At 65.2% G+C, this 25,903-nt stretch carries 15 protein-coding genes and 2 pseudogenes; 8 read left to right on the forward strand and 9 right to left on the reverse strand.

All coding sequences use genetic code 11. The features are described from left to right. Window positions 1-208: 208 nt before the first annotated feature. Window positions 209-1,063, reverse strand: coding sequence for an Nmad3 family putative nucleotide modification protein (locus ACZIYR_RS07830; RefSeq protein WP_473033228.1), 855 nt, complete (start codon window positions 1,061-1,063; stop codon window positions 209-211). After that, window positions 1,060-1,182, reverse strand: coding sequence for a hypothetical protein (locus ACZIYR_RS07835; RefSeq protein WP_483528796.1), 123 nt, complete (start codon window positions 1,180-1,182; stop codon window positions 1,060-1,062). The genes ACZIYR_RS07830 and ACZIYR_RS07835 overlap by 4 nt, the downstream gene beginning before the upstream one ends. Before the next feature lie 269 nt (window positions 1,183-1,451). Between ACZIYR_RS07835 and ACZIYR_RS07840 the strand changes: the two are divergent. The 7 genes and pseudogenes from ACZIYR_RS07840 to ACZIYR_RS07870 form a co-directional block, all read left to right on the forward strand. Further along, a pseudogene (locus ACZIYR_RS07840) lies at window positions 1,452-3,464 on the forward strand (type VI secretion system Vgr family protein); the annotation flags it as partial. A 48-nt stretch (window positions 3,465-3,512) separates the two neighbouring features. Further along, on the forward strand, window positions 3,513-4,544 hold the full coding sequence (locus tag ACZIYR_RS07845) for a Tle-like phospholipase domain-containing protein (RefSeq protein ID WP_483529060.1): 1,032 nt from the start codon (window positions 3,513-3,515) through the stop codon (window positions 4,542-4,544). 116 nt (window positions 4,545-4,660) lie between these two features. Next, window positions 4,661-5,404: an ankyrin repeat domain-containing protein gene (locus ACZIYR_RS07850; RefSeq protein ID WP_483528797.1), complete on the forward strand. Its 744-nt coding sequence runs from the start codon at window positions 4,661-4,663 to the stop codon at window positions 5,402-5,404. A gap of 194 nt (window positions 5,405-5,598) precedes the next feature. After that, window positions 5,599-7,647, forward strand: a pseudogene (gene tssI / locus ACZIYR_RS07855) (type VI secretion system tip protein TssI/VgrG); the annotation flags it as partial. Window positions 7,648-7,734: 87 nt separating this feature from the next. Beyond that, window positions 7,735-11,304, forward strand: coding sequence for an RHS repeat-associated core domain-containing protein (locus ACZIYR_RS07860; protein WP_483529061.1), 3,570 nt, complete (start codon window positions 7,735-7,737; stop codon window positions 11,302-11,304). A 408-nt stretch (window positions 11,305-11,712) separates the two neighbouring features. Continuing rightward, the gene (locus ACZIYR_RS07865; protein ID WP_483528798.1) at window positions 11,713-12,498 is read left to right on the forward strand and encodes an RHS repeat-associated core domain-containing protein; all 786 of its coding nucleotides are present in this window, start codon (window positions 11,713-11,715) and stop codon (window positions 12,496-12,498) included. A 143-nt stretch (window positions 12,499-12,641) separates the two neighbouring features. Next, complete coding sequence (locus ACZIYR_RS07870) at window positions 12,642-13,535, forward strand: ankyrin repeat domain-containing protein (RefSeq protein WP_483528799.1); 894 nt, start codon at window positions 12,642-12,644, stop codon at window positions 13,533-13,535. Window positions 13,536-13,747: 212 nt separating this feature from the next. Here the strand turns inward: ACZIYR_RS07870 and ACZIYR_RS07875 are convergent, their stop codons facing one another. From ACZIYR_RS07875 to ACZIYR_RS07900, 6 genes are all read right to left on the reverse strand, one after another. Beyond that, the gene (locus tag ACZIYR_RS07875) at window positions 13,748-14,647 is read right to left on the reverse strand and encodes a hydroxymethylglutaryl-CoA lyase (protein ID WP_483528800.1); all 900 of its coding nucleotides are present in this window, start codon (window positions 14,645-14,647) and stop codon (window positions 13,748-13,750) included. Between the two features lie 154 nt (window positions 14,648-14,801). Further along, a complete protein-coding gene (locus tag ACZIYR_RS07880; RefSeq protein WP_483528801.1) occupies window positions 14,802-16,838 on the reverse strand; it encodes an acetyl/propionyl/methylcrotonyl-CoA carboxylase subunit alpha in 2,037 nt (678 codons plus the stop codon). After that, window positions 16,835-17,674 (reverse strand): enoyl-CoA hydratase/isomerase family protein, encoded by an 840-nt coding sequence (locus ACZIYR_RS07885; protein ID WP_473033230.1) that lies wholly within the window; start codon window positions 17,672-17,674, stop codon window positions 16,835-16,837. Before ACZIYR_RS07885 ends, ACZIYR_RS07880 begins: the two co-directional genes overlap by 4 nt. Before the next feature lie 7 nt (window positions 17,675-17,681). After that, window positions 17,682-19,289, reverse strand: a complete 1,608-nt coding sequence (locus ACZIYR_RS07890; RefSeq protein ID WP_483528802.1) for a carboxyl transferase domain-containing protein — start codon at window positions 19,287-19,289, stop codon at window positions 17,682-17,684. A 12-nt stretch (window positions 19,290-19,301) separates the two neighbouring features. Then, the gene (locus ACZIYR_RS07895; RefSeq protein ID WP_483528803.1) at window positions 19,302-20,471 is read right to left on the reverse strand and encodes an isovaleryl-CoA dehydrogenase; all 1,170 of its coding nucleotides are present in this window, start codon (window positions 20,469-20,471) and stop codon (window positions 19,302-19,304) included. Between the two features lie 225 nt (window positions 20,472-20,696). Beyond that, window positions 20,697-21,638: a sodium-dependent bicarbonate transport family permease gene (locus ACZIYR_RS07900; protein WP_473033234.1), complete on the reverse strand. Its 942-nt coding sequence runs from the start codon at window positions 21,636-21,638 to the stop codon at window positions 20,697-20,699. 131 nt (window positions 21,639-21,769) lie between these two features. Between ACZIYR_RS07900 and ACZIYR_RS07905 the strand changes: the two genes are divergently transcribed. Further along, the gene (locus ACZIYR_RS07905) at window positions 21,770-22,729 is read left to right on the forward strand and encodes a LysR family transcriptional regulator (protein ID WP_483528804.1); all 960 of its coding nucleotides are present in this window, start codon (window positions 21,770-21,772) and stop codon (window positions 22,727-22,729) included. A gap of 11 nt (window positions 22,730-22,740) precedes the next feature. On the opposite strand, the gene ACZIYR_RS07910 is transcribed toward ACZIYR_RS07905, so the two are convergent. Then, complete coding sequence (locus ACZIYR_RS07910; RefSeq protein ID WP_483528805.1) at window positions 22,741-25,623, reverse strand: bifunctional diguanylate cyclase/phosphodiesterase; 2,883 nt, start codon at window positions 25,621-25,623, stop codon at window positions 22,741-22,743. Between the last annotated feature and the right edge of the window lie 280 nt (window positions 25,624-25,903).

The raw sequence follows: 25,903 nt of genomic DNA on the forward strand, positions 1-25,903 counted from the left end.
TCCATCATCGACTGGAGGGAGGGCCTACCATAGCACCGCCTCGACCCGCTCGCTTGCCGCGGCTGCTAGGCTCTGTCTGAAAACTGGCTGCGCTCGACCATACGGCGTTAAAAATCGGCTCAAAGTACTCATTTACACCCCGTAAACTCCGTCTTTTCGCCGATTTTTGCCTTGTCTGGCCTTCGCTCGCCGACTTTTCGGACAAAGCCTAGCGACGCTTTCGAATCAGCTCGGCGGCCCAGGGCAGGGCCTGGGGATAGTGATCGCCGTCCAGGATAAACTCCTGGCCCCGGGCGACCGCGTCCAGCTCGGTGTGGTCGGGGTGTCGGCGCCAGCGCTGGCGCCTGGCGTGATAGCTCAGCGGCGGGCGACCGTCGTCCGGGTAGCACCAGGCGGGCAGCCGCCATTGCGAGACCCGCTGCGCGTCCGGCGCGGTGAGCCGTTGCTGAGGCGCGAAACGGGGAAAGATCCCGGCCCCGGGCAGCGTCTCGTCGACGCCCGGCAGGTCCAGGCGAGGGTGGGCCAGATAGAGCGTATTGTGGGGATTCTCCCCGTGGCGGAAGTGGGGGTGGTAATGGGCCCAGGCGTAGTCGTCGCCCCGGGCCTGATCGACCGGAACCACCGAGCCGACCTGCAGCCAGCCCCAGATGACGTGACAGGGGCGTGAGCCGGGGGCCCAGCGCCAGTGTCCGTCTTGGCGCTCGATCTGCCGGAACAGGCCGAAGAACAGGAACAGGTCCCCGGGGCCGACGCCCTGGTTGCGCAGGTGCCCCTGGGCCTGGCCACTCTGTCCGAAGAGGGGCCGCCAGCCGGGGGCTCGGGGCAGCATGGCGTCGATCAGGTCGGGGTCCAGGTGGGCGCCGTCGTCGGCGGTGAGCCGGTCGCGGGTCAGCGGCGAGACCAGAGCGTCGAGAGTGGTGTCATCGACGGCGATATCGCCATAGCGAATCGTCGAGGTCGCATCCGGGATCGGCAGGGCCAGCAGTCGGCCGTCGGGCAGGATGGGGCTGGGCACGCCGCCGGCGGCGGAGTCGAAGCCCTTGCGGCTGAGGATCAGCTTCATCGCACCGCCTCGGCGCCTCTCTGCTGCAGGGCGTCGATGATGTGATGGAGAGATAGTGCCCGATAGTCGCTGGCGGTGGACTTCCAGCTCATGCCGCCCAGCATCCCGAGGGTTTTCATGGGGCAGGGGACTCCTTGTCGTGACCCTGACCCCTTAGCTTATCCATGTGCCGCCCGGCGGACAACGGCCCGGGGCGTCGCGTGCCGCAAGTGTCGCCGAGGGAAGGAGGGCCGGTCGCCTTTGTTGGCGATTTCCTACACGGCTGTCCGTGAAATGTCACAGATATGCACTCCCATGACTGGTATGTTGACCGCCCGATAATGCGCGATGGCTTGCGCTTGCCAGTTCCCACTGTTATCGCGTTCTTCTCCAGTCGCAGGGAGGCGACATGGCCGATTCCACCGGACTCCAGTTCACCCTGAGCCTGGCCGGCATCCCCGGCCTGGCGGTGGTCGACTTCACCCATCGCGAGCGGCTCTCCGCCCCCTTCGAGCTCAGGGTCACCCTGGCCAGCCGCGACCCGGAGATCGCCCCCGCCGACACGCTCGATCGCAACGCTACCCTGACGGTCTGGCAGGACGGCGAGCCGCTACGCCACCTCCACGGTGTGGTCAGCGAGTTCGGCCGCGGCGACCGCGGCCACCGCCGCACCTTCTACACCCTGGTCATCCGCCCGGCGCTGTGGCGCCTCGGCCTGCGCCACAACGCGCGCATTTTCCAGGACGTCCCGCCCCAGGACATCCTCGCCACCCTGTGCGCCGAGCGCGGCCTCACCGACGTGGCCTTCGCCCTGACCCGCGAGCCCGAGGAGCGCGAGTACTGCGTGCAGTACCGCGAGAGCGACCTGGCCTTCGTCGAGCGCCTGGCCGCCGAGGAGGGGCTTTTCTACTTCCATGAGTTCGAGCCCGCGGTCGGCGGCGCCCACCGGCTGATCTTCGCCGACGCGCCGACGCTGCTGCCCCACCTGGGCGCGCGCACCTACCACGGCCGCGCCGGCGGCACCCCGCCGCGCCGCCATGTGCGCAAGCTCACCCAGGTCTCACGGGTGCGCCCGGCGGCGGTGACGCTCAAGGACTACACCTTCAAGCAGCCGGCCTATGACCAGCTCCACGAGCATGTTGCAGAGGGGCTGGGCGAGCATGGCCAGCGTGGCGTGGTTGATAGAGAGTACGAGCACTTCGACTATCCGGGCCGCTACAAGGCGGACGCCTCCGGGGTACCCTTCACCCGGGTGCGGCTGGAGGCGCTGCGCGCCGAGGCCAATACCGCCGCGGCCGAGAGCGACCTGCCGGAGCTGGCCCCGGGCAGCCGCTTCACCCTCGCCGATCACGATATCGATGCCCTCAATCGCGACTGGCAGGTGGTGGCGGTGGTGCATCATGGCGAGCAGCCCCAGGCTCTGGAAGAGGATGGCGTCGACAGCGACGGCCGCACCCGTTATTACAACGAGCTGGTGCTGGCCCCCGCCGACCGCGCCTGGCGTCCCGCGCCGCCCGTCCGGCCCCGGGTCGACGGCCCCCAGGTGGCCTTCGTGGTGGGCCCCGAGGGTGAGGAGATCCACTGCGACGAACACGGCCGGGTCAAGGTGCAGTTCCCCTGGGACCGCTACGCCGACCCCGATACCGCCGGGGCTGGCGGCGAAGCCGCTGAAAGAGGGGCCAGCGCCTGGATTCGGGTCAGCCAGGACTGGGCCGGTGGCGGCTACGGCAGTATGGCCATTCCGCGCATCGGCCACGAGGTGATCGTCTCCTTCCTGGAGGGCGACCCGGACCAGCCGATCATCACCGGGCGCACCTATCACGCGGTCAACACCCCGCCCTATGCGCTGCCCGCGCACAAGACCCGCACCGTGCTGCGCACCCAGAGCCACAAGGCGGAAGGCTTCAACGAGCTGCGCTTCGAGGATGCGACCGACGCCGAGCAGATCTGGCTGCACGCCCAGAAGGACCTGGAGCTGCTGACCCTCAACGACCGCACCGAGACCATCCGCCGCGACAGCCACCTCGCCATCGAGCGCCACCGCCTCGGCGAGATCCACGGCGACGATCACCTCACGGTGCACGGCCAGCGCCACACCCAGGTGAAGGGTGAGGACGGCCAGCACCTCACCGTGCACGGCAGCCTGCACCTCGAGGCCGGCCAGGCCTGGCTGACCGAGAGCGGCCGCGAACTGCATATCAAGGCCGGCCACAAGGTCGTGCTCAACGCCGGCTGCGAGATCACCCTCAAGGCCGGCGGCAGCTTTATCAAGCTCGACCGCAGCGGCGTGGCCATCGTCGGCCCCTGGATCAAGGTCAACGCCGGCGGCAACCCCGGCGCGGGCAGCGGGCAAGCGGCCAAACTACCGCGACCTCCAGGCGAAGCAGTCCCCGAGGTAAGCGATGATGTCACACATGATCCACATCTGACTCCGCTTCTGGGAACGGCCACCGTCACTGCCGCCTCCTGGGTGGGCAGCCAGGTATCAACTGAAGAAGATGCTCCCGATACTACGCTTGCGCTTGATGAAGCAGTAGAAGAAGCAAACGGGGGAGAAGCGGCGCTTCATGAAAAAGCCTTTCGTTGGCAGTGTCGTCAAGGGCAGATCGCCGCAGGGCGGGCAAAAGCCAATCGGTTACCTGCCAGTCATAGCCAGCGGGCTGAATTGTTGGCAACCGCTGAACGCTTTGAGCGCAATAGCCTCGCCGTCGAGCATGCAAAGCTAGCCCAGCATGTATATGACCCTGGCCAGCCAGATCCCATAGGGTGGGAAAGCAAAGGTGGTGATCAAGAATTTCTTGCGAGCATGGACCTAAGCCCGGAGGATTTACAACCTGAAGAAAGCGGCTTTCGAGCGGGTATGTACATGCCTAACCCAGAGATTTTCGGTGATGCGTTTGAACCCGCGCTGGCTTTCAAGGGCACAACTATGTCTTCTGGAGAAGACTGGCGGAATAATGCGCAGCAATCACTTAATTTCTCTTCTGATTATTATGAGCGAGCCGTCGGATTAGGGAGCATGATAAAAGATACGGGCGCCAACGTGCATGTGACAGGCCATTCGCTAGGCGGAGGCATGGCATCCGCCGCCTCTCGGGCCAGCGGTATGAATACCACGACCTTTAACGCAGCGGGTCTGCACACAAGCACCATTGAACGTTACGGAGGTATGCTGCACATTCCCGAGCAGGAAAATATCGCGGCCTACCGCGTAAAAGGGGAGGTGCTGACTGCCCTACAGGAGAATAGCTGGGGCTCGGCCGTCACCGCTGCTGCTGTAGGAGCAACATTTGGTGGCATAAAGGGCGCTGCTGTAGGAGCCTTGGGCAGTACACTATTGGCTGCGGCCTTGCCGGACGCTGCAGGCACTCCGTATCAACTGCCCGGCCGCGGCGCCAACCCGGTCGAGCGCCATGGTATGGAGCAGGTCATTGATGGGCTTGAGGCACAGAAGGCCTATGATCAACGCCAGCTTGCGGAAGCCACGGGCCATCACTGTTGATACTAGGGAGCCTTGCCATGACGGAATGTCCCCCAACACGATTATGGGGTTTAACGATGGCCATACTACTCGCGGTGAGTTTACTGATTACCGGCTGTCAGTCTAATGGAGTCTTTATGTCTCACAAATATTCTGCAAGCGATTTTTTCACCGGCCCCCAGCTTGAAATGGCCGAAGCCATCGAGCGCAATGAAATGGACGCCCTGCGCCAAGGTGCTGAACGGGGAATTGACCTCCATGCCCGTGGCAACAAGCAGATCACTCTGATGTGGTTTGCAATGCTAAAACAAAACCCTGAAGCCGTTCGCACCCTGGTGGAAATAGGGGTTCATCCCAATGAGGGACCTATCGAAGGGAAAGGGGCGCGCACCCCCCTTGGCCTCGCCCTAGGGGCGCCGGATACCCACTACCTTGAAGCCATGCTGGACGGCGGACTATCGCCCAATGATGACATTGGCGGGGACAATCCACTTCTTTTTAGCGCCATTTCAATGGGCAGCCTCGAGCACGTAAAATTACTGGTAGAGCGAGGGGCAGACATACACTACCGGACGCGTGACGGTGTGGGGCCTAGCCCTTTTGATCGTAGCACAGCTGGCACAAAACCCGAGATAGCCATTTATCTCCTGGAGCAGGGCTCAGAACCCAATATCCGTATGGAAAATGGTGTCACTACTGCTTGGCGAGTTCATAATCGCACTCAAGATAGAGGTGGTGCCGTGGGAGAAAAATACAGAGAACTGCGCGATATGATGATAGCGCGTGGTGTCGAGTTTCCGCCTCCCTCACCAGTTGAAATGCGCGAACAGATGCGTGCTGAAGGCTTAACACCGCGGCTACCACCAGGCCATGACCGTTAACCTTGCTTTCGCTGGAAGTGGGGGAAAGAGCTTAAAGTAGAACAGTATTCATCAGGATGACTACGTTACATTGGAAAAGGATTTCTCATCATGGGCACCCCCTTTGTCCTCGTTGGTAATATCGGCACCGACACCGGCCACGCCGTGGACTGCGGCGGCGTGGTGATCGGCTCCGCCAGCGGGGAGGGCAGCTGATGGCCGATTCCACCGGACTCCAGTTCACCCTGAGCCTCGCCGGCATCCCCGGCCTGGCGGTGGTCGACTTCACCCATCGCGAGCGGCTCTCCGCCCCCTTCGAGCTCAGGGTCACCCTGGCCAGCCGCGACCCCGACCTCGGCCCCGCCGAGGTGCTCGAGCGCAACGCCACCCTGGTCGTCTGGGAGGACGGCGAGCCGCTGCGCCACCTCCATGGCGTGGTCAGCGAGTTCGGTCGCGGCGACCGCGGCCACCGCCGCACCTTCTACACCCTGGTCATCCGCCCGGCGCTGTGGCGCCTCGGCCTGCGCCACAACTCGCGCATTTTCCAGGACGTCCCGCCCCAGGACATCCTCGCCACCCTGTGCGCCGAGCGCGGCCTGACGGACGTGGCCTTCGCCCTGACCCGCGAGCCCGAGGAGCGCGAGTACTGCGTGCAGTACCGCGAGAGCGACCTGGCCTTCGTCGAGCGCCTGGCCGCCGAGGAGGGGCTGGTCTACTTCCATGAGTTCGAGCCCGCGGTCGGCGGCGCCCATCGGCTGATCTTCGCCGACGCGCCGGTGCTGCTGCCCCACCTGGGCGAGCGTACCTACCACGGCCGCGCCGGCGGCACCCCGCCGCGCCGCCATGTGCGCAAGCTCACCCAGGTCTCGCGGGTGCGCCCGGCGGCGGTGACGCTCAAGGACTACACCTTCAAGAACCCGGCCTACGACCAGCTCCACGAGCATGTTGCAGAGGGGCTGGGCGAGCATGGCCAGCGTGGCGTGGTTGATAGAGAGTACGAGCACTTCGACTACCCGGGCCGCTACAAGGCGGATGCCTCCGGGGTGCCCTTCACCCGGGTGCGGCTGGAAGCGCTGCGCGCCGAGGCCAATACCGCCGAGGCCGAGAGCGACCTGCCGGAGCTGGCCCCGGGTACCCGCTTCACCCTCGCCGACCACGATATCGCCGCCCTCAACCGCGACTGGCAGGTGGTCGAGGTGGTGCATCATGGCGAGCAGCCCCAGGCCCTGGAGGAGGATGGCGTCGCCCAGGGGGAGGCGGCTGGCCAGGGCCAGATGACCCGCTATTATAACGAGCTGGTGCTGGCCCCCGCCGAGCGCGTCTGGCGTCCCGCGCCGCCCGTCCGGCCGCGGGTCGACGGCCCGCAGGTGGCCGTCGTGGTCGGCCCCGAGGGCGAGGAGATCCACTGCGACGAACACGGCCGGGTCAAGGTGCAGTTCCCCTGGGACCGCTACGCCGAGCCCGATACCGCCGGGGCTGGCGGCGAAGCCGCTGAAAGAGGGGCCAGTGCCTGGATTCGGGTCAGCCAGGACTGGGCCGGCGGCGGCTACGGCGCCATGGCCATTCCGCGCATCGGCCACGAGGTGATCGTCTCCTTCCTGGAGGGCGACCCGGACCAGCCGCTGATCACCGGGCGCACCTATCACGCGGTCAACACCCCGCCCTATGCGCTGCCCGCGCACAAGACCCGCACCGTGCTGCGCACCCAGAGCCACAAGGCGGAAGGCTTCAACGAGCTGCGCTTCGAGGATGCCACCGACGCCGAGCAGATCTGGCTGCACGCCCAGAAGGACCTGGAGCTGCTGACCCTCAACGACCGCACCGAGACCATCCGCCGCGACAGCCACCTCGCCGTCGAGCGCCACCGCCTCGGCGAGATCCACGGCGACGACCACCTCACCGTGCACGGCCAGCGCCACACCCAGGTGAAGGGCGATGACCACCTGCGGGTGGACCAGACCCGCCACGAGCACTATGGCGCGGCCCAACGGGTGGAGGCCGGCCAGGAGGTCCACCACCAGGCCGGTACCCAGGTGGTGGTGGAGGCCGGCGCCGAACTGACCCTGGCCGCCGGCGGCAGCTTTATCAAGCTCGACGGCGCCGGGGTGACCATCGTCGGCAGCCAGGTGCGCATCAACTCCGGCGGCAGCCCCGGGCGGGGCCGCGGCCAGGCCGTGGTGCTGCCGCGCCTGCCCGGCGAGGCCACCCCGGAGACCAGCGAGGACGTGACCCTCGCGCCTCACCAGACGCCATTGTTGGAAAGCGAGATCGTCGCCGCCACGCCGCTGGACCTGGGCGCGGTGGATATCGCCGACGGCCTGGCCGACCGCTGCAGCGCCTGCGCGCCCGCCGTGGGCAGCCCGGTCAACCCGCTGCTCGGCGCCAAGCTGCTGCCCGCCGAGACCGACATTGCCCTGCCGGCGCCGCGGCCCTTCGTGTTCAGCCGCGGCTACCTCTCCTGCAATGCGCGCATCGGCGTACTGGGCCAGGGCTGGTCGCTGCCCGGCGAGGGCCTGTCGCTCACCCTGCGCGACGACGCCTGCGTGGTCCACGACGCCCAGGGCCGCGATATCACCTTCGGGCCCCTGGCCCCGGGCCAGGCCCGCCACTCGCCCACCGAGCAGCTCTGGCTGCGGCGTGGGGGCGAACCGGGCGAGGCAGAAGAAGAGGTTCGCTGGCAGGCCCTCGACGAGGCACTGCGTACCGACCCCGAGCGGATCGTGCTTAGCGATGCCGGTGGCCTCTACTATGTCTTCGCGCCTTCCGTATCAGCCGAGAATGGCGATAGCCCTTCCGGCAAGTGGCAGCTGATCCAGGAGCGGGACCGCAATGGCTATGCCACCACCTATACCTGGGAGGCCGACCTGCTGGTACGGGTCGAGGACAGCGCCGGGCGCCACTACCGCTTCGACTATGACGCGCTGCTGCCCGAAAGCGAGGCGGACCGCGGCCAGCGCCTGATGGGCGTCAAGCTGATCCGGGAGCACGACGGCAGCGCCCAGGACGAGTGGCTGGTGCGCTACTCCTATAGCCCCGCCGGCGACCTGATCGCCGTGCGCCACCGCCATGGCGAGGTGGTCCGCGAGTTCGAGTGGCAGGCGCATATGCTCGTCGCCCACCGCGTGCCCGGCGGCCTCGAGGCCCACTACCGCTGGGATCGCCACGCCCCCGACGGCCGGGTGATCGGCCAGCAGGAGGCCGGCGGCCTGGCGCGCGCCTACGCCTACCATCCCGATCACACCCGCGTCACCGATAGCCTCGGCCGCGAGGAGCGCTACCACTTCGTCGGCGCCGGCCCCGGTCAGCGCTGGACGGCGCATACCCGCGCCGACGGCTCACGCATCGAGTTCCGCTATGACCGCGCCGGACACCAGATCGCCACCCTCGACCCGCTGGGCCGCGAGACCGTGATGGAGCGGGATGACCAGGGCCAGGTGATCGCCCAGACCGCCCCGGACGGCAGCCGCTGGGCCATCGCGCGCGACGCTCTGGGGCAGCCCATCCGCGTCGAGGGGCCGGAGGCGCAATCCTGGCAGATCGAGCGCAACGAGCGCGGTCATCCTGTCGCGATCAGCGGCCCCGAGGGCACCACCACCCTGGCCTACGAGGATCCGCGCCTGCCCGACCGGCCCACCGCCGTCACCGATGCGCAGGGCGCCACCCGGCGCCTCGAATGGAACGCCCTGGGCCAGCTGGCGGCGGAGACCGACTGCTCCGAGCGGCGCACCACCTACGCCCATGACGCCCGCGGCCATCTGGCCAGCGTCACCAACGCCTTGGGTGAGACCACCCGCACCACCCATGACGTCATGGGGCGGCGCCAGTCCACCCAGCTGCCCGACGGCAGCCACTGGCACCACCACCACGACGCCCAGGGCCGCCCGGTGGAACAGGAGGGCCCCCAGGGCTACCGTCAGCAGCTCTTCTACGACGAGCACGGCCGCCCCGCCCAGCGGATCGATGCCGACGGCAGCCACACCACCCTGGCCTATGATGAGGCCGGGCGCCTCGGCGAGCTGACCCTGGGCAATGGCGCGGTCTACCGCTTCGCCTATGACGTGATGGGTCGACTCATCAGCGAGACCGGCCCCGACGGCCGCGAACAGCGCTACGCCTACGACGCCGCCGGTCAGCTGATCGAACGCACGGAAGTCAACCGCCCGGGCCCCGACGGCCGGCCGCTGGTCACCCGTTTTGATTACGACGCCAATGGCCGGCTGATCGCCCGTCATCTGCCCGAGACCGACGCCGCCCCGGCCAGCACGGAGCGCTACCACTGGCGTGCCGATGGCCAGCTGGCCGGCGCCGAGAACGCCCATGGCGAGGTCACGTTCGTCTTCGATAAGGCGGGGCGCCCGAGCGGCGAACAGCAGCGGCATGCCGGCTTGGAAGGAGATAGCGGTTGGCAGTGGCAATACCAGCATCAGCTTACCGCCACCGGCGCGCCCCAGGCCAGCCGCTTCGGCGACCTGACCGAGCTCGGCTGGCTGACCTACGGCAGCGGCCACCTGCATGGCCTGCTGGCCAGCGGGCTCGGCCTGGAGATCGCCCTGGAACCCGATGCCCTGCACCGCGAGACCCGGCGGCGTTTCCACCTCAGCGCGCCGGACGCCAATGGCAGTCCCCAACCGCTGATCCTCGAGCGCGGCTATACCGCCCTCGGCCAGATCGCCCACCTCAGCCTGGGCAGGCCCGGCCTTAGCGCCGAGCAACACTACCAGTACGACGCCCTGGGGCGGATGACCTTCCGCACCCAGCAGGGCCAAGGCCAGGCCAGCACCATCGCCTACCGCTACGACCCGGCCGGGCGGCTGATCGCCAGCCAGCACGGCGACCACGCCCACCGCTACCCGATGGACGCCGCCGGCAATCGCCTCGAAGGCCAGGCCTCCGCCCAGGCCGATAACCAGATCAGCCGGCTCAACGGCAACCGCTACCGCCATGACGGCGCCGGCAACCTGATCGAGCGCGAGGCCCCCAACGGCGAACGCCTGACCCTGGGCTACGACGGCGCCAACCGTTTGGTGCACCTCACCCACACCAGCGCCTACGGCCATACCCGCGAGGCCCACTACCGCTACGACGCCCTCGGCCGGCGCATCGGCAAGCGCGTGCGCCACGCCAACGGCACCACCGCCACCCACCACTACGGCTGGGACGGCGACCGCCTGGTGCATGAGGAAACCGACCATCAGCGCACCACCGTGGTCTATGAACCCGGCACCTTCGTGCCCATGCTGCGCATCGATGAAGCGCAGCACGATGGTGAGCCAGTGCGTCGCCTTAGCGCCTACGTCACCGACGCCCTGGGCACCCCGTTGCAGCTACTCGGCCCCAACGGCCAACCCCGCTGGCTCGCCGACCCCGACGACTGGGCCGCGGTCAAGAAGCAGCGCGCCGAGCGCAACGTCACCCAACCTATCCGCTTCCAGGGCCAGTGGCACGACGAAGAGAGCGGCCTCTACTACAACCGCCACCGCTACTACGACCCCCAGCAAGGGCGGTATATTAGCCAGGACCCGATTGGCCTGAACGGCGGGATGAACCTGTATGGCTACGTCACCAACCCGACGGGGATGGTGGATCCGTTGGGGTTGTTTGGTAGGCCAGGTCCTATAGATCAGTCGGGGCGGCAAGGTCGAGTTGGTGCACCTATCACACGTCAGGGCCCTGCACCTCGGACAGCGTTAGAACGGATAGGGAATGCGGGTCTTAGTAATCGACTAGGAAGCATTACTGGCGGGGCGATGAAGATTGAACCGTCAACTGGCAGGATTATGCCTAACCCCAGAGGACTGTGGGGACTGCTTTTCTATTCGGGAGGGATGGCTGAATGTCAAAGCCTGTATTGCGACTTAGACGGTGACGGCTTGTCGGATAGACACTATGAAATTGGAATGTGCAGACCGGGCAGCAACTGATGAAAGATAGAAAAACAAGTGAAAGCTTCTGGAGAAGTCGTAATATCGAGGGGGTCGTAATGCTCCCCTCTTATGTTGTTATCGCTTTGTCACTAGCCACTTTTGGCCCTTCCTCGCCACTAGCTTGGATTTTTCTTATGATACTAGGGGTTTGGTTAACATCCTTATTTTACAATGGCGTTGTTATCTTAAGGATTGGATTTCTTGAAAGATTTGCTAGAGCCTCGATATGCTTTGCGATTTTTTTTGGGCAAATTACCGGGATCGCGATTGCTTATTTACTAATCCCATAGAATGTACAGTGACGGTGTTCACCTGACACATGCCCCCATGTACCACCCGCCAGGGAAGGCACTTCGCTGTCTTCCCTGGCGGTAGCGTGGCTGAGCGTCTGAACTCCCTACCACGATGACCTCGTCCACCGCCACCCACCACTACGGCTGGGACGGCGATCGCCTGGTGCATGAGGAAACCGACCATCAGCGCACCACCGTGGTCTACGAACCCGGGAGCTTCGTGCCCATGCTGAGAATCGACCAAGCCGGCGATGGCGCAACGAAACGGATCGGCGCCTACGTCACCGACGCCCTCGGCACCCCGCTGCGTCTGGTCACGCCCCAGGGCGAGACCCTGTGGCACGCCCAGCCCCATGACTGGGCCGCCGTCACCCACGAGCAAGGCAACACCCCACAACCGATCCGCTTCCAGGGCCAGTGGCACGACGAAGAGAGCGGCCTCTACTACAACCGCCACCGCTACTACGACCCGCAGCAGGGCAGGTACATCACCCAGGACCCCATCGGTCTGAATGGCGGCACCAACCTGTACGGCTACGTCACCAACCCGACCGGAATGGTGGATCCGCTGGGGTTGTCTGGTATGGGGCTAAGCAATCTGGGCGCCGCCTATGGGCCGGCGGCACGCGAAGCCCATGCCGCCAACATGCCGCCGCCGGTACCTCGCCCCACCGGAGAGGTATTGACAGGGAACAGCTATCGCCCCGGAGTTGGAATACTATTCCCATCCAGCATGTCGGCTTTTGCTCGGGATCCGCAATACTCAGAGGCCTTGGCCTTAGCGCAGGAATTCTTAGCTGTGCAGCTATTTCCACAGCCTTGGGTGCAGGGGAAGCACCCTCTGAAATCGAACACATCAATTTGGCTGCTAAAGGTCTGCATAAAGCCCAAGAATTAATTTTGGATGTTAAAATTCCCAGACTGGGGTTTTTAACCATACCAGCAAGATTTGGTGATAACGTGGAAAACTGCAGGAGAACTGCTGGAAAGCAGGTTTGGCAATATGGGATCAGGGATTAATTGAGGTGGGGGAAGGATAATATGAAGATGATTGCATTGGCAGTATTATTTCTTGCTGCTACTTCAGGACATGCAAAGGCTCAGTGCGTTTGCAATGTAGATGAGGCGGATCACACTGAGTTTGAAACAATGCTCACCGATCTTATAGAGACTCAAGATAATACTGAAGCATTTGAGTTTTTGAAAGGGGGATATCCTGATACGCAAAATACCTGTGGCTATAGCCTTTTGTTAGTTGCAGCAGAGATAAATGATTTGAGGCTGATTGGCGAGTTGATATCGGCTGGCGCAAACCTTAATGCGGCAAATTTTGAGGGCGTTACTCCATTATTCGTGGCGACTAGAAATTTCCACAATGAGGTGGTATCAATGCTTCTTGAGGCCGGGGCCAATCCTAATGTGGAGTTGAAGGAGTGTGTTGTTGAAAACTTCGAGTCAACCCCCCTTTTGATGTCTGCTGTTGTAGATAACGTGGAAGGTATGGGAGTGCTGCTGGAACATGGAGCTGACTTTACTATTGCAAGCTCAAAAGGGTATGGATTTTTTGATATTCTTTTGATAAAGGGAAATAGTATGGATATGATTCTGGATGTGCTGCAATCAGTCCCTGAAAGCAAGAGAAAGCACGCTGAAGGTGAGTTGCTGTTCGAGGTGGCAAGACGAGATTTTATGTTAACTGAGCTAGAGTATCTGCTGTCGAATCAGTTCAGTCCTAATGTCAGTGTTGATGATGATGCACCATACAACACTCCTCTGTTAATTGCAGCGCTTGCTGGAAATATTGATGGCGCAAAAGTTTTAATTGAACATGGCGCAGACATTTATTACACTAATCCTGAAGGTTACTCGTTGGAGCGAATTATTCATGAGAACAACCTTGAGGAGCTATATTATTTATTCCCCTCATCTGAGTAACAAGCTTTAAGCCTGGATTCAACCAATAAAGTGCAACACGGACGTTGCACCCAGAATGTACGGTGATGGTGTTCATCTGACACATGCTCCCGAGTCACTCACTGGCTCAAGGGCTTTTCGGTGGCATCTACCGTAAAAGCCCCGGCATGAGCGAAATGCCGGGGGCAAGGACAGTAGTCACTTGAAAGGGCAGGGCGCCGATCCCCGATCTGTCAACGGCTGGCCAGGGCAACACCCACCTTCGACCGGTTCGGCCGCCCGATGGTCTGGGTGATCCAGCTGCCGGTGGCGGCCAGGGCGTCGAGGTCGATGCCGGTCTCGATGCCCAGGCCATCCAGCAGATAGACCACGTCTTCGCTGGCCACGTTGCCCGAGGCGCCCTTGGCGTAGGGACAGCCGCCGAGGCCGGCCACGGAGCTGTCGACGACCACGATGCCCTCTTCCAGCACGGCGTAGAGGTTGGCGAGTGCCTGGCCGTAGGTGTCGTGGAAGTGGGCGGCGAGTCTCTCCATGGGAACGTCCCGGCTCACCGCTTCGAGCATGCGCTTCGCCTTGAGCGGGGTGCCCACGCCGATGGTGTCACCGAGCGACACCTCGTAGCAGCCCATGTCATAGAGCGCCTTGCTTACCTCGGCCACCTTGGCGGGGGTGATCTCGCCCTCGTAGGGGCAGCCGAGCACGCAGGAGACGTAGCCGCGCACGCGGACCTTGGCCTGCTTGGCACGCTCCAGCACCGGGGCGAAGCGCTCCAGGGATTCGGCCACGGAGCAGTTGATGTTCTTCTGCGAGAAGGCCTCGGAGGCCGCCCCGAAGACCGCCACTTCCTCGACGCCGCACTCCAGCGCTCCTTCGAGCCCCTTGAGGTTGGGGGTGAGGGCAGCGTAGGTGACACCGTTGCGGCGGCTGAGGCCGGTCATCACCTCGCGGTGGTCGGCCATCTGCGGTACCCACTTGGGGGAGACAAAGCTGGCCGCCTCGATGTAGGCGAGGCCGGCCGCCCCCAGGCGGTCGATCAGTTCGAGCTTGGTTTCGGTGCGAATCGGTTCGGGCTCGTTCTGCAGCCCGTCGCGGGGGCCGACCTCGACCAGGCGCACGTGTTGGGGAAAAGCCATGGTGGTGTCTCCAGCAGTGGCCGTTGATTGGGGAGGCCTGCGGCCTCCAGTCGCGATGCGAAGCAGCGCTCCTACAGCGGTCGTTTCGGGATGCCTGCGGCCTCCTGTCTCGACGGGAACTCGGGGCGCCCGGTACGGCGCCCCTACCGCTTGCTTACTCCTCGGCGGCGAATTCGAGCAGCACGTCGCCCTGGCCGACGGTGTCGCCGGCGGCGAAGTGGAAGCACTCCACGTGGCCGTCGGCGGGGGCGGACATGGTGTGCTCCATCTTCATGGCTTCCATGACCATCAGCGGCATGCCTTTCTCCACTTTCTGGCCGGCTTCCACCAGCAGCGCCACCACGGTGCCGTGCATGGGGGCGGTGAGGGTGGATTCGGCCTCGTGGTGGCCGTGGTCGATGGCGTCGATGCGCCGCCAGAACAGTCGGGTCTCGCCGGCGGGGTCGACCATGACGACGATGTTGCCGTCGCGGCGCGCCTGCAGGCGACGGCGGTGGCCGTTAAGGGTCACTGCCACGGCGTCACCGGCCAGGTGCTGCAGGCGAGCAGTCAAGGTCTCGCCGCCGATGGTCAGCTGCCAGGGGTCGGCGTCGGTCTCGCGGGTGCCTTCCACTACCACCACTGCCTCGGAGTCGTCGGCGTCCTGGGCGTGGTCCGGGTCGCACAGGGCGATGCGGATGGCGTGGGGCGCGTTGAGGCGGAAGCCGTCGTGGCGGTCCCAGGGGGAGTCGCTCTCGCACTCGCGGGAGAGCTGGTTGAGGCCGATCAGCGCGGCGCCGGCGTACTCCTCGATGCGGTAGCGGCGCGGGGCGAACAGCGTGGCCTCGTTGCGCTCGATGAAGCGGGTATCCAGCTCGGCGTTCTTGAAGCCGGGGTGGGTGGCCAGGCGCTGCAGGAAGGCGCGGTTGGTGACCACGCCCTGCACGTCGAGCGCCGCCAGGGCGCGGTTGAGGGTGGCCAGCGCCTGGGTGCGGTCGTCGCCGTGCACGATCAGCTTGGCCAGCATCGGGTCGTAGTGCATGGAGACGGCGTCGCCGGTTTCCACGCCGCTGTCCAGGCGAACTCGCTCGGGGTCGAGGCCGGCGCCCTTGAGGTCCATGGCGAACTGGCTGAGGGTGCCGGTGGCGGGCAGGAAGTCCTGCTCGGGGTCCTCGGCGTAGAGCCGCGCCTCGAAGCTGTGGCCGGTGATGGTCAGCTCGTCCTGGGAGCAGGGCAGCGTTTCGCCCATGGCTACCCGCAGCTGCCACTCGACCAGGTCCTGGCCGGTGATCATCTCGGTAACCGGGTGCTCCACCTGCAGGCGGGTGTTCATCTCCATGAAGTAGAAGGAGCCGTCGGCGTCGAGCAGGAATTCCACCGTACCGGCCCCCACGTAGCCGATCTCCTTGGCGGCGCGCACCGCGGCCTCGCCCATTTCACGGCGCAGTTCGGGGGTCATGCCCGGCGCGGGTGCTTCCTCGAGCACCTTCTGATGGCGGCGCTGCACGGAGCAGTCGCGCTCGAACAGGTAGACGCCGTTGCCGTGGCTATCGCAGAAGACCTGAACCTCGACGTGACGCGGCTGGGTCAGGTACTTCTCGATCAGCATCCGGGTGTCGCCGAAGGCGGCCTGGGACTCGCGCCGGCAGCCGTCCAGGGCGGCCTGGAAGTCGCCGCTGGATTCGACCACGCGCATGCCCTTGCCGCCGCCGCCGGCGCTGGCCTTGAGCAGCACCGGGTAGCCGATCGCATCGGCCTCGCGACGCAGCAGGCCGTCGTCCTGGTCGTCACCGTGGTAGCCCGGCACCAGCGGTACGCCAGCGTTGGCCATGCGAGCCTTGGCGGCGGACTTGTCGCCCATGGCAGCGATCGCCGAGGCAGGCGGGCCGACGAAGGTGATGCCGGCGGCGTCCAGTGCCTCGACGAAGGGGCCGTTCTCGGAGAGGAAGCCGTAGCCTGGGTGGATGGCGCCGGCGCCGGTGCGCTTGGCGGCTTCCACCACCGCCTCGACCTTGAGATAGCTCTCGCGGGCCGCCGCGGGGCCCAGGCGCACGGCCTCGTCGGCTTCGCGCACATGACGGGCGTTGGCATCGGCGTCGGAGTAGACCGCCACGGTACGCAAGCCCATGGCGCGGGCCGTGCGCATCACGCGGCAGGCGATTTCGCCGCGGTTGGCGACCAGCAGGGTGTCGAAGGTAGTGGGTCGGCTCATGAGCGTCGCTCCGTGGCGGAAGTCGTGTTGTCGTCGTCGGGCTGGTTCCAGGCGGGGCGGCGCTTCTCGAAGAAGCTGGACAGGCCCTCCTGGCCCTCGGCGCTAACGCGCAGTTCGCTGATCACGCGGCAGGTGTGCTCGCGCGTCGCCTTACTGTCGGGCTCCCGAGCCACTTCGGTCAGCAGCGCCTTGGTGGCACGCTGGGCCTGGGGCGAGCCGCCCAGCAGGGTGTCGAGCATGGCGTTCACGGCCTCGTCCAGGTCGTCGGGGCCGACCACCTGGTGGGCCAGGCCCAGCGCCAGGGCGGTGGCCGAATCCATGACCTCGGCGGAGAGCGCGAAGCGGCGCATCTGGCGCTCCCCCAGGGCACGCTGCACGTAGGGGCTGATCACCGCCGGCGAGAGACCGATCTTCACCTCGGAGAGGCAGAACTTGGCCTTCTCGGAGGCGATCACGATGTCGCAGCAGGCGGCCAGGCCCACGGCGCCACCGAAGGCGGCGCCCTGCACGCGACAGACCGTGGGGCAGGGCAGGGTGTCCAGGCCGTGCATCAGGGCGGAGAGCTTGCGCGAGTCGGCGAGGTTGCCGTCGAAGTCGTACTCCACCATGCGCTTCATCCAGCCCAGATCGGCGCCGGCGGAGAAGCTCTTGCCCTCGGAGCCCAGCACCACCACGCGTACCTCGCCGTGGCCGGCGGCCACGTGCAGCCGCTCCAGGTGGACGTTGAGCTCGGCGATCAGGCTGTCGTCGAAGGCGTTGTGGACCTCGGGACGGTTCAGCGTCAGCCAGGCGACGCCGCGCTCGTCGATCTGCAGTTCGGAATATGTCTGTGTCATAGCAGCCTCACATCCGGAATACGCCGAACTTCGTTTCCTGAACTTCCGCATTCATGGCGGCGGCCAGCGACAGCCCCAGCACGTCGCGGGTCTGGGCCGGGTCGATGACCCCGTCATCCCACAGTCGAGCGCTGGCGTAGTAGGGGTGGCCCTGATGCTCGTACTGCTCGCGAGTGGGCTTCTTGAAGGCTTCCTCGTCCTCCGGTGACCACTCGCGGCCGTCGCGCTCATACTGTTCGCGCTTGACCTGGGCCAGCACCCCGGCGGCCTGTTCACCGCCCATCACCGAGATCCGGGCGTTGGGCCACATGAAGAGCAGGTTGGGGTCGTAGGCGCGACCGCACATGCCGTAGTTGCCGGCGCCGAAGCTGCCGCCGATCAGCACGGTGAACTTGGGTACCTTGGCGCAGGCCACGGCGGTGACCAGCTTGGCACCGTGCTTGGCGATGCCCTCATGCTCGTACTTGGAGCCCACCATAAAGCCGGTAATATTTTGGAGGAAAATCAAAGGTATTTTCCTCTGCGCACACAGCTCGATGAAGTGCGCGCCCTTCACCGCGGACTCGGAGAACAGCACGCCGTTGTTGGCGACGATGCCCACCGGGTAGCCGTGGATATGCGCAAAGCCGGTGACCAGGGTGTCACCGTAGTAGCGCTTGAACTCGTCGAAGTCGGAGTCGTCGACGATGCGTCCGATCACCTCGCGCACGTCGTAGGGCTTCTTGAGGTCGGTGCCGACGATGCCGTAGAGCTCGCTTGGGTCCAGCCGCGGCGGCTTGGGCGCCTGCATCTTGAGCTCGCCGCGCTTCTGCCAGTTGAGCCGGGACACGCAGGCGCGGGCCAGCTGCAGGGCGTGGGCATCGTTCTCGGCGTAGTGGTCGGCCACGCCGCTGAGCTTGCAGTGGACGTCGGCGCCGCCCAGATCCTCGGCGCTGATGGTCTCGCCGGTGGCGGCCTTCACCAGGGGCGGGCCGCCCAGGAAGATGGTGCCCTGCTGCTTGACGATGATGGATTCGTCGGCCATGGCCGGTACATAGGCGCCGCCGGCGGTGCAGGAGCCCATCACCACGGCGATCTGCGGGATGCCTTCGGCGGACAGGGTGGCCTGGTTGTAGAAGATGCGGCCGAAGTGGTCGCGGTCCGGGAAGACCTCATCCTGGCTGGGCAGGTGGGCGCCGCCGGAGTCGACCAGGTAGATGCACGGCAGGCGGTGCTTGCGGGCGATTTCCTGGGCGCGAATGTGCTTCTTCACGGTGAGCGGGAAGTAGGTGCCGCCTTTGACCGTGGCGTCGTTGGCGACGATGACGCACTCGACGCCCGAGACGCGACCGATGCCCGTGACCACGCTGGCTGCGGGAACCGGGCCATCGTAGACTTCATGGGCGGCCAGCGCCGAGAATTCGAGGAAAGGCGAGCCCTCATCGATCAGGTGGTCGATGCGGTCGCGCACGAACAGCTTGCCGCGGGACTCGTGTCGGGTCCGGGCCTTTTCGCCACCGCCCTGAGCGATGGCCGCGGTCAGCTCGCGCAGCTTCATGACCTCGTGGCGCATGGCCTTATCGTTGGCCTGGAAACCGTCGCTGCGCGGATTGATCTGGGTGTTCAGAATCGCCATTGCCGGCTCCCCTTACTTGGACTCGTTGAAGATCTCGCGGCCGATCAGCATGCGGCGAATCTCGCTGGTGCCGGCGCCGATCTCGTAGAGCTTGGCGTCGCGCAGCAGCCGCCCGGTGGGGTACTCGTTGATGTAGCCGTTGCCGCCCAACAGCTGGATGGCGTCCAGCGCCACCTGGGTGGCCTTCTCGGCGCAGTAGAGGATCACGCCGGCGGCGTCCTTGCGGGAGGTCTGGCCGCGGTCGCAGGCCGATGCCACCGCATAGAGATAGGCGCGGCAGGCGTTCAGGGTGGAGTACATGTCGGCGATCTTGCCCTGCACCAGTTGGAACTCGCCGATGGACTGGTTGAACTGCTTACGCTCGTGGACGTAGGGCACCACGATATCCATGGCGGCCTGCATGATGCCGATGGGGCCGGCGGCCAGCACGGTGCGCTCGTAGTCCAGGCCGCTCATCAGCACGCGCACGCCCTTGCCTTCCTCACCCAGCACGTTCTCGGCCGGTACCTCGCAGTCCTCGAACACCAGCTCGCAGGTGTTGGAGCCGCGCATGCCCAGCTTGTCGAGCTTCTGGGCGGTGGAGAAGCCGGCCATGCCCTTCTCAATGATGAAGGCGGTGATGCCCTTGGAGCCGGCATCCGGGTCGGTCTTGGCGTAGACCACCAGGACATCGGCGTCGGGGCCGTTGGTGATCCACATCTTGTTGCCGTTGAGGATGTACTTGTCACCCTCCTTGCGGGCACGCAGCTTCATGGAGACCACGTCGGAACCGGCGCCCGGCTCGGACATGGCCAGCGCTCCCACGTGCTCGCCGCTCATCAGCTTGGGCAGGTACTTGGCCTTCTGCTCGGGGTTGGCGTTGATCTTGAGCTGGTTGACGCAGAGGTTGGAGTGGGCGCCGTAGGAGAGGCCCACCGAGGCGCTGGCCCGGGAGATCTCTTCCATGGCGATGCAGTGGGCGAGGTAGCCCATGCCGCTGCCGCCATCCTCGTCGGGCACGGTGATGCCGAGCAGGCCCATGTCGCCGAACTTCTGCCACAGGTCGTTGGGGAACTCGTTCTTCTCGTCGATCTCAGCGGCGCGCGGCGCGATCTCGTCGCGGGCGAAGGCGTTGACCTGATCGCGCAGCATGTTGAGTTCGTCATCGAATCCGAAGTCGAGGGGCTTGTAGGGCGTGTGCATGGGGGGCTCCCTTGTCGTGCTGTCAGGTGGTTGGCCGTCGGGCCGAAGTGGGCGCAAAGTGCCGCACTCTGTTGACGATGGTCCAAGCCTAGGCGAGGTTGACGTTAACGTAAAGTGCAGGTTTTGGTGGCTCCGACGAATGTCGAAGGCGGTGATTTACCCCAAGCGTGGTTCAGCCCAACGCAAGACGCCACCGCCTGGGGGCGGTGGCGTCCTGGGTTGCGTTCAGCTACCCAGCCACAGAGCCAGCTGGTAGTAGATGGGGATGCCTAACAGCACGTTGAGTGGGAAGGTGAAGCCCAGCGCCGCCAGCATGGCCAGGCCGATGTTGGCCTGGGGTATCGCCGTTCGCATGGCCGCCGGTGCAGCGATATACGAGGCGCTGGCGGCGAGTGCCGTGAGTATCATCAGCGAGCCCATGGGCAGGCCCAGCATCAGGCCAACACCGAGGCCGGCCATGGCCAGGAAGAACGGGGCCACCAGGGCGAAGGTGAGCAGGCGCCAGTGGTACCAGGGAATGGGGCGCAGGGTTTCCGCTGCGGTGAGGCCCATCTGGAGCAGGAACAGGGCGAGCACCGCATGGAAAGCGCCCATGAACAACTCGGTGACGGCGGCACCTTCCCGGGGACCGTACATGGCACCGATCACCGCGCCACCGGCCAGCAGGATGACGCCACGGTTGGTCAGGGTTTCGTGCCAGATGCCCTGGAGCGCTTCGCCTGCCTCCTTGCCGGCATGACGCCGGTAGAGGGCGATGGCCACCATGATCGCCGGTAGCTCCATCATCACCAGGTAGAGTGTCACCTCGGCGCCGATCGGCAGGGCGCGGCTCTCTGCGAACGCCAGCGCCACGGCGAAGGTACCGGCGCTGACCGAGCCGTAGTGGGCCGCGATACTCGCGCTGTCGGCGGGAGAGAGGCGTGTAAGCCGGCGCAGGATGGGCATCAGGGCCAGCGGGATCAGGGCGCCGAGGGCGGCCACGGCGGCCAGCTCGGGAATCAGCGACCAGCGCAGGTTGCCGTATAGGGCCATGCCCCCCTTGAGGCCGATGGTCAGCATCAGCAGCAGGCTCAAGGTGTCGTAGGCGGCCTTGGGGATATTCAGGTCGGACTTGACGACGCCGGCGAGCAGGCCGAGCAGGAAAAACATCACCACGATATCGGGCATGGGCTCATCTCGTTGGTTGGGGAGGAGAGGCGGCGGCGATTGTGAGCAAATCCATATATTGATACAAATAACAACTATAGCGATGAAGCATAGCTTTTTATCTATATAAGGTGGTCGGCAGGAGGCCTCCGATGAACATTCGCCACCTGACGTTTCGCCTACTTCAGGTCTATGTGGTGGTGGTGCGCAGTGGATCCGTTAGCGAGGCGGCTAGGCAGCTTCACCTGACCCAGCCCACCGTGTCCCAGCAGCTCAAGCGCCTGGCCGAGGCAGTGGGTGAGCCGCTGCTGATAACGCGCCAGGGTCGCCTGGCCCCCACTGAGGCAGGGCGGGAGCTCTATCGCGCAAGCCGCGAGGTACTGGGGCGCTTCGGTGACTATCAGGATTATCTCGAAGCGCTGCGCGGCGGAGAGCGGGGCCGTTTCAGCATCGCCTTGGTCAACACGGCGCAGTACGTGCTGCCCCGGCTGCTGGGGCCGTACAGCCAAGCCTTCCCCAATGTCGATGTGACGCTGCATATCGGCAACCGACGCCAGATGCTGACGCGCTTCGAGCGCCAGGACGACGACCTCTACGTCTTCAGCCATCCGCCGTCGCTGGCCCACGCCCTGGCCGGGCGTTTCCTGCGTAATCCGCTGGTGGTCGTGGTGCCCCGGGGGCATCCGCTGGCTGAGCGTGAGCGAGTGGCGATGAGCGAGCTGCTGGAGGAGCGTTTCTTGCTTCGCGAGCCGGGCTCGGCCACTCGCATGCTCTTCGAGAGCTGGCTGCAGGAGCAGGGGCTGTCCCTGGGGCCGACCCTGCAGATGGCCAGCAACGAGGCCATTCGCGTGGGCGTGGCGTCGGGTATGGGACTCGCGGTGCTCTCGGAGCATGTGCTGCCGCCGGAGCACTCCGACCTGGTGATCCTGCCGGTGGAGGGGCTGCCCATCGAGAGCCACTGGCAGTTCATTGTGCGCAGGGACCGGCGCCTCTCCCATGCGGCGCTGGGTTTTCTGCGCTTCGCCGAAGGGCACCTGGCGGAGTGCGTGGAGGCGCGGTTCCTCTGCAATGAGCTGGGTGCGCTGCTGGCGGGGCTGGAGCGGCTTCCCTGAGCTAGCCTCGCTCACTCGATCGAGTCGCCGGGCAGCACGTGCTCCTCCTGATAGCGGCTCGAGAGGGTGGGGGAGGCGGTAGGCCTGGCCAGCAGGAAGCCCTGCATGCTGTCGCAGCCAGCGGCGGCGAGGTAGTTGAACTGCTCCCAGGTTTCCACACCCTCGGCGAGTACGCTCATGTCCAGCCGGTGCCCCAGATCGATGATGCTGCGGATGATCGCTTCATCCTTGGGGTTGCGGCCGATGTCCTTGACGAAGCAGCGATCGATCTTGATGCGGTCCAGCGGCATCTTCTTGAGTCGATTGAACGATGAGTAGCCGGTGCCGAAGTCGTCCAGGGCCAGGCGATAGCCGGCGCGTCGCAGGGCCTTGAGCTGCTGGAAGGCGAAGTCCGGGTCGAGATGCAGCAGGGTCTCGGTGATCTCCAACTCCAGACGGTGCCGAGACACGCCGGCAGCGTCCACCAGGCGGTTCAGGCAGTCGACGAAATCCGACTGCAGCAGCTGCAGGGGAGAGATATTCACGGCCACACAGGGAACGGGCTGGGCTACCGCGTCCCAGGCGGCGATCTGTCGGCAGGTCATCTCGATCACCTGCCAGCCGATCGGCACAATCAGCTGGGTCTCTTCGGCGAGCGGGATGAACGCTCCGGGAGAGACCATGCCGCGTTGCGGATGCTCCCAGCGCAACAGGGCCTCGACCCCGTCCAGCGTCTTGTCCTTCAGGGAGTACTGGGCCTGAAAATGCAGCAGCAACTGATGGGTGCCGACGGCCAGGCGCAGGTCCTGTTCCAGGGAAAAGTGCTGCTGGGTGGCGTCCGTCTGGCTGTGCTGGTAGCGCAGCACCCGGTTCTTTCCCAGGGCCTTGGCGCCGTGCAGCGCGGTGTCGGCGTTACGCAGCAGCGTCTGGTGCTCGACGCCATGCAGAGGGCAGAGGGCCAGCCCCACGCTGGCGGTGATCTGCAGGTGCAGGCCATCCACGCGGATGGCCTTGCGGGTCTCGGCCAGCAGGCGCTCGGCGGTCGCTTCGGGCACCGTGTCTGGCGTCAGCTGCTGCAGCAGCACGAATTCATCTCCGCCCAGGCGATAGAGCTCGCACCCGGCTGGGAGGGTGGCCTGCCAGCGCCGGGTCAGCTCGATCAGCAGCTGGTCGCCGGTGGTGTGGCCCAGGCTGTCATTGATCAGCTTGAAGCGGTCCAGGTCCATGAACAGCAGCGCGAAGGGCGGCGGGTCGGGCCGCTCCAGCAGCGCTGTCATCTGCTGCTCGAGCCGCAGCCGATTGGGCAGCTCGGTCAAGGGATCGTGCTCGGCCTGGAAGCGCAGCGAGCGTGTCTGTTCCGCAACGCGGCTGGCCAGGCTGTCCTCACGGCTGTACATGCCGAGGATGACGCTGGAGGCCAGGGCCCCAACCAGCACCAGCAGCAGCTGGAACTCCAGCGAGCTGTTCTGGGAGCTAGCGGCGCGATAGGCGTGGCCGCCGCTTATCTCTACCTGCCAGGGCTGCTGGGCAAAATCGAAGGCGAAGCTGCCGCGATAGAACTCGGTGGCGTCACCGCTGTTCGACGACGGATACCGATAGAAGACCTCATCGTCATCCCTGAGAGTCAGGGTGACATGCTCCAGTTCGCTCTGGGCGATGGCCGCCTTGACCATGCGCTGGATGGTGAAGACCCCGGCCATGAAGCCGACCAACTGCTTGTCGCGGCTGAGCAGATCGCCATCCTCGGCGTCGGGGTTGAGGTAGACCGGCTGCAGGATCAGGGCGCCTGGCTCGTCGGGGGCCTGGGTAAGGTTGAGGATCTCGGTGCCCACCGGTCGGCCGGTTTCCTGGGCCTTGAGGACCCAGCGGCGTCGGTCGGGCTCGGAGAGCAGGTTGAAGCCCAGCGCCGCGATATTCTCGGTGAACGGTTCCACGTACTGGACCACGACCAGTGGATCATCGGGCTCGGGCGATTCGCCGTAGACCTCGAACGCCGGCCAGTCCAGCAGCGCCTGGGTGTGTGCCTCGAACGCCTCTCGCTCCTCGGCGGCGACGATCAGGTCCCAGGAGTAGGCGAGCACCGCCGGATTGTCGGTGAAAATATCGTCTGTGACGTCGCGGAAGGCCTCGGGTGTCATGCCCTGCTGCTGGGTGAATTCGCGCTCGAGGCGGCTAAGATCGGCCAGGTTCTGCTGATAGAGGCGATTGACGTTGGCCTGCAGGATTTCCACATCCCGCTGGAAGCCGCTGGCCAGCTGGCGCTCGAGATGAAAGAGATATGCCTGGTTGGTGATCAGAATGGCGCCAAGCCCGCCGGCCAGCAGCATCACCAGGCGCCTATGCAGGTTCGGATTGCGGCGCTGGTGGGCCGGCGTCAGCAGGGCCAGGCACAGCGGTGTCATCAGGATGATGCCGAAGCTGTCGCCCAGCCACCAGGTCAGCCAGTCGTGGGCCAGACTCATGCCGCCTGCCGGCTGGGTCAGCCCCCACAGGCTGGTGACGCCGATGCTGGCGCTGATCAGGCTGCTGCCAAAGCCCACCAGGAAAATGAAGCGTGCGAGTTTAAGCTCGCCACCGATCGAGATCGGCTCGCCGAGGCGCTTCAGCAGGTAGGTGCCCACTGCCGCCTGCAGGGTCACGCCGATGGCAATCAGCAGGGCCGACTGCCAGAGCGCCGGGGTCAGGGCGAAGCTCCACTGCGTGGGCATGCCCAGGTTGAAGATCAGGCTGCCCAGGCCCGCCCCCGGCAGGATGCGGTAGCCGAAGTGCCGCCCCGCCGCCAGGGCGACCCCGGCGGGGAGCCAGAACGGAATGATCTGGGTATGCAGTCCGGAGTGACTGACGACGATGCCCACCAGCAGATAGACGAGCGCAAGCCCGGGTATCAGGCCCCACAGTGACGGTCGAGAGTGCAACGCTATCCTCCAGGCATCCATTCCACTTTCATGCCCATTAAGGCACAGTTACTTGCAGTAATACAGATAGATGGTTTGATCGGTGGATCATCGCGGGGATTGCATTCGTCGGCGAGAGTGACAGGGCAGCACCCAGCGGATTCCCGGTGCTGGACGGCATTGGAGAGCGAATCGAGGACCTGGAAAGCGAGACCCTCGATTATCCCGGCAGTACCGCTCTGGAGCAGCTACACGGCCTGAAGCGTGAGTTGGTCCTGCTACACCGTCTTCTGTGGTCGAC

The sequence above is a fragment of the Billgrantia sp. NRB1 genome (genome assembly GCF_056921725.1).